The organism is Ornithinimicrobium sp. (genome assembly GCF_030537745.1).
In the GTDB taxonomy this organism is placed as follows: Bacteria; Actinomycetota; Actinomycetes; order Actinomycetales; family Dermatophilaceae; genus Ornithinicoccus.
Genome location: NZ_JAUNVI010000106.1, coordinates 1 through 5,266 on the forward strand (window position 1 = coordinate 1; position 5,266 = coordinate 5,266).

The 5,266-nt window shown below is 68.5% G+C and carries 3 protein-coding genes and 1 pseudogene; all 4 read left to right on the forward strand.

Annotation, left to right across the window (positions count from 1 at the left end):
- A pseudogene (locus Q4P07_RS13890) lies at positions 1-380 on the forward strand (serine/threonine-protein phosphatase); the annotation flags it as partial.
- Positions 371-1,774: an FtsW/RodA/SpoVE family cell cycle protein gene (locus tag Q4P07_RS13895; RefSeq protein ID WP_303375514.1), complete on the forward strand. Its 1,404-nt coding sequence runs from the start codon at positions 371-373 to the stop codon at positions 1,772-1,774. The pseudogene Q4P07_RS13890 and the gene Q4P07_RS13895, both read left to right, overlap by 10 nt.
- Positions 1,771-3,228 (forward strand): penicillin-binding protein 2, encoded by a 1,458-nt coding sequence (locus tag Q4P07_RS13900; protein ID WP_303375515.1) that lies wholly within the window; start codon positions 1,771-1,773, stop codon positions 3,226-3,228. The genes Q4P07_RS13895 and Q4P07_RS13900 overlap by 4 nt, the downstream gene beginning before the upstream one ends.
- Positions 3,225-5,266, forward strand: a 2,042-nt coding sequence (gene pknB / locus Q4P07_RS13905; RefSeq protein WP_303375516.1) for a Stk1 family PASTA domain-containing Ser/Thr kinase, incomplete at its 3' end; no start/stop codon positions are given. The genes Q4P07_RS13900 and pknB, both read left to right, overlap by 4 nt.

Below are 5,266 nucleotides of genomic sequence, written 5' to 3' on the forward strand. Positions count from 1 at the left end.
TGGAGCGGTTGCCCGACTACTACCAGCAGCGGGTGCGCCGCACCCTGTCTGCCAGCGATCGGGCCGGTGCGGACACTATCGTCGAGGAACTGCGCGCAATCGCCACGGCGGGCTGCCCACCGACGCTCGCCGGTGACGATGCCGCACAGACGACCGGTGTCAACGGCACCGACGGCGCCGACGGCGGCACGTCCAGCTCCGACCAGGCGACCATCACGGTCGACGTGCTGCCCGGACAGCACCCGCTGACCCGCCTGCTCGACCTTGGAGACGCCCTCGGCACGACGCCGGAGGCGGCCACGGCGCCGGACGCCGCCACGACGAGCACCGGCGACACCACCGCTTCCACGAGCGCGACGCTCCCGCAGGGGTGCCCGTGAGTAACACCGCCGCCAACCCCCGGCCACTGACCATCACCAACTGGCGGGTCCGCAGTGGTCGCACCATAGAGCTGCTGTTGATCCTCTTCGCCATCGCGATCGTGGCCCTGGCCTACGTCAACGTCGGCCTGGCCATCCGCGATGACCTGCCCACGGACGTCTGGTGGCACGTGGGGACGTTCGCGATCTTCCCGCTCGGCCTGCACCTGGTGCTGCGGTGGCGGGCCAGGTATGCCGACCCCCTCCTCCTGCCGCTCGCCACCTTGCTCAACGGGCTGGGGTTGGTGATGATCCACCGCATCGACCTCTCCCAAGGGCTGAGCGCCAGCGACGGCGTCGCCAGCCGACAGCTCATGTGGACCGGACTGGCGACCCTCATGGCGGCCCTCGTCCTCCTCCTGCTGCGCGACCACCGCAAGCTGCGCAACTACACCTACATCGCGATGGCCGTCGGCTTCCTGCTGCTGCTGATGCCGATGCTGCCGTTGATCGGGCTGGAGGTGAACGGCTCCCGGCTCTGGATCCAGGTCGGATCGCTCACCTTCCAGCCGGGGGAGCTCGCCAAGCTCGCGCTCACCATCTTCTTCGCCGGCTACTTGGTGAGCACGCGCGATGCACTCTCGCTCGTGGGCAAGCGTTTCCTCGGTATGCAACTGCCGCGTGCCCGCGACCTCGGCCCCATCCTGGTGGCCTGGGGCTTGTCGGTGATGATCCTGGTGCTGCAGCGCGACCTGGGCTCCTCGCTGCTGTTCTTCGGCCTCTTCGTCGCCGTGCTCTACATCGCCACCGAGCGGACGAGCTGGATCGTCATCGGCATGACCCTCTTCCTGGGTGGCTCCGTCCTGGCCTGGAGGGTGTTCAGTCACGTGCAGACCCGGGTCACTCTCTGGCTCGACCCCTTCGCGCCGGGCCAGTCCGACCAGGTCGCCAAAGGTCTGATGGGGCTGGGGCACGGGGGGATTTTCGGCACCGGCCTAGGCCAGGGCATGCCCTACATCACCTATTTCCCCGCCAGCGACTACATCATGGCCAGCTTCGGCGAGGAGCTCGGCATGGTCGGGATGTTCGCGATCCTGGTCCTCTACGCCCTGTTCGTCGAGCGTGGTCTGCGCACCGCGATCGGTGCCCGCGAAGGTTTCGGCAAGCTGCTCGCCGCCGGGATGTCCTTCACCGTGGCCCTGCAGGTGTTCGTCATCGTCGGCGGCATCACCCGGGTCATCCCGCTCACCGGCCTGACCACGCCGTTCCTGTCCGCCGGCGGCTCCTCTTTGCTGGCCAACTGGATGATCGTGGCGTTGCTCCTGCGGATCAGCGACCATGCCCGACGCCCGGTCTCCGAGCGCAGGCAGGACGCGACCCTGCCAGTCCCTGGCGGCCAAGAGGTGGCGCGATGAACACCCCCATCCGCCGTCTGGCCATCGTCGTCCTCGCAATGTTTACGGCTCTCCTGATGGCCACCACCTGGATCCAGTTCGTGCAGGCACAGGACCTGCGCGAGCTGCCCGGCAACCGGCGAACCCTGATCGACAGCTACAGCCGCGAGCGCGGCGCCATCCTGGTCGACGGCACCGCCATCGCGCGGTCCGAGGCGACCGATGACGAGCTGGAGTGGGTCCGCCGCTACGACCAGGCCAACCGTTACGCGCACATCACCGGCTACTACTCCTTCACCTACGGCGCCGGGCTCGGCCTGGAGCGTGCCCGCAACGCCGTGCTCGCCGGCACCGACGACAGCCTCTTCTACCAGCGTCTCTCCGACGTCGTCACCGGCCAGCAACCCCAGGGTGCGAGTCTTGAGCTGACCATCGACCCCTCCGTCCAGGCCGCCGCCGCAGAAGCGCTCGGTGACCGGCGGGGCGCTGCGGTCGCCCTGGACCCCAAGACCGGAGCCATTCTGGCCATGGTCAGCCACCCATCTTTCGACCCCAACGCCATCTCAAGCCACCAACTCGTCGCGGTCGATGAGGCCTATGCCGCGTTGATCGCTGACCCGGATAAGCCACTGGTCAACCGCGCCCTCGCCGGCGACCTCTACCCACCCGGCTCGACCTTCAAGCTGGTGGTCGCCGCTGCCGCCCTGGAGAGCGGGAAGTACACCGCCGAGAGCGAGCTGGAGGGGCCACGCACCTACACCCTTCCCGGGACCCAGACCGATCTGCCCAACTTCGGCGGCGCCGCCTGCGATCCCCTGGACAAGCCCACCCTGGCGGAGTCGGTGCAGGTCTCCTGCAACACCTCTTTCGCCTGGCTCGCAGGGGAGCTCGGCCCCGACGCGATCAGGGAGCAGGCCGACAAGTTCGGCTTCGGCCAGGCCCTGCAGGTGCCGATGTCGGTGACCCCGTCCAGCTATCCGGACGAGCTCAACGACGCCCAGGTCGCGCTGACTGGGATCGGACAGTATGACGTGCGGGTGACCCCGTTGCAGGTCGCGATGATCTCGGCCGCCATCGCCAACGATGGGGTGGTGATGTCGCCATACCTGGTCGACACCGTCCGCAACCGAGATCTCGAAGTGATCGAGAAGACCAACCAGCGAGCGCTATCTCGCGCAGTCTCCAGCAGGCACGCAGCCACCCTGCGAGACATGATGGTCAGCGTGGTCGAGCGGGGCTCCGGCACCGCAGCACAGATCCCGGGCATGGCGGTGGCCGGCAAGACCGGCACTGCGGAGTTCGGCACCGAGGGAGCCGCGCACGCGTGGTTCACCGCCTTTGCACCAGCTGACGACCCGCAGATCGCGGTCGCTGTGATCGTGGAGTCTGCAACTGACAACTGGGCTGGGGCGACCGGTGGGACGGTCGCAGCGCCCATCGCCCGCGCGATGCTTGAGGCAGGAGTCCAGCGATGACCGACGACCCGACACAGTCGACCCCCCCACCTCAGGAAGGTCGACCCCCCCGGGTGCTGGGTGGGCGCTACGAGATCGGCGACCTCATCGGTCGCGGTGGGATGGCTGACGTGCACGCCGGTCACGACCTGCGTCTGGGGCGGACCGTCGCGATCAAGATCCTGCGCTCGGACTTGGCGCGTGACACCTCCTTCATCGCCCGCTTCCGCCGCGAGGCGCAGTCCGCCGCGGGGCTCAGCCACCCCTCCATCGTCGGGGTCTTTGACTCCGGCGAGGAGACCACCTACGAGGCTGGCGGCGCCCCCGTCCAGGTGCCCTACATCGTCATGGAGTATGTGGACGGCAGGACGCTGAGGGAGCTGCTCAACCAGAGCCCTGGCAAGGTCCTGGTGCCGGACGAGGCCGCCCGGATCACGGCGGCCGTGCTGTCTGCCCTGGAGTATGCCCACGACCGGGGGATCGTGCACCGGGACATCAAGCCGGCCAACGTGATGATCACCGATGCCGGCGTCGTCAAGGTCATGGACTTCGGCATCGCCCGCGCGCTCGCCGACACCGCCGCGACCATGACCCAGACCTCCGCGGTCATGGGCACGGCGCGCTATCTGTCGCCGGAGCAGGCGCAAGGACTCAGCGTCGACGGGCGGTCTGACCTCTACTCCGTCGGCTGCCTGCTCTACGAGCTCCTCGTCGGGCGCACGCCGTTCCAGGGTGACCCGGTGTCGTTGGTCTACCAGCACCTGGGAGAGATCCCCAAGCTGCCCTCCTCCTTCGGGTCGCACGTCCCGGAGCCGCTCGAGGCGATCACCCTGCACGCGCTGGAGAAGACGCCGGAAGGCCGTTATCAGAGCGCCGCCGCGTTCCGCGCGGACCTGGCCGCCTACCGGACCGACAGGCCACTCTCGAAAGCGGCGCAGGCCAGTCTGGCGTCGGTCATCGGCCCGGCCGCTGGCGGCGTGGGGGCGGGCGCGGCCGCGATGGCCCGTGCCCAGCGCGCCGGAGCCAGCACGGCGGCAGTGCCGACGGCCGACGGTGGCGTCGACGGGTATGACGAAAGGTCCGGGCTGGTCCCGGGTCTGGCTGACGGCGGCGGCCGCCAGCCAGAGCGCAGGGACGGGGCACCGGGTCGCGGCGGGAGCGATCCCACTTCCTACCAGGACGACCGCTATGAACGCACCGACGAGATGCCGGTGCGGGAGCAACGGCACCGCGGCGCCGGGATGCTCCTGGGCGTCCTCGCGCTGCTCGCCGTCGCGGGGGTGGCCTGGGTGCTCTTTCAGGTGTTCGGTCCCGGTGGCGGACCGCCAGAGCCGACGCAGGTCGTGGTGCAGAGCACTATCGGCAAGACCCAGGCGCAGGCCAAGACCATCCTCATCGGTGACGGCTTCACGATCGGAGAGGTAAACACCCGCTTCAGCGAGAAGGAAAAGGACACGGTCATCGACCAGGACCCGCCCGGTGGTCTCGCTGACGAAGGCTCGGCGGTCAGCCTGGTGATCTCCGGCGGACCCGAATCGATCACGATCCCCGACCTGACCGGATGGGAGGAAGACGCGGCACGCGCCGAGCTGGATCGACTCGGGTTTGAAAATGTCTCTCCCAAGGCGAAGTCCAGCGACAACCCCGACTACAACAAGGGCACGGTCATCTCCACCACACCGGCGGCCAACGAGTCAGCGTTGCCGCAGGACCCCATCCAGCTCGAGGTCGCCTCCGGCAAGGTGAAGGTCCCAGAACTGGAAGGCAAGACGCGCGATCAGGCGATCGTCCTGCTATACGACGCGGACCTGAAGTATGAGATAGAACTGCAGCAGACCTGGGACGTCGAGGCCGGCATCGTGCTCGATCAGTCGCGAGCCAAGGGTGAGCGGGTCAAGAAGGGCACGACGATCACCCTCATCATCGCGGAGCAGCCTCCTCGGACGGTCGAGGTGACCACGACCACGACAGTCTCACCCCCGCCGCCGGCGCCGACCAGCGAAGTGTCCACGAGCGAGCCCGCCGAGCCGACGACGGATCCGCCCACGACGACAGCTCC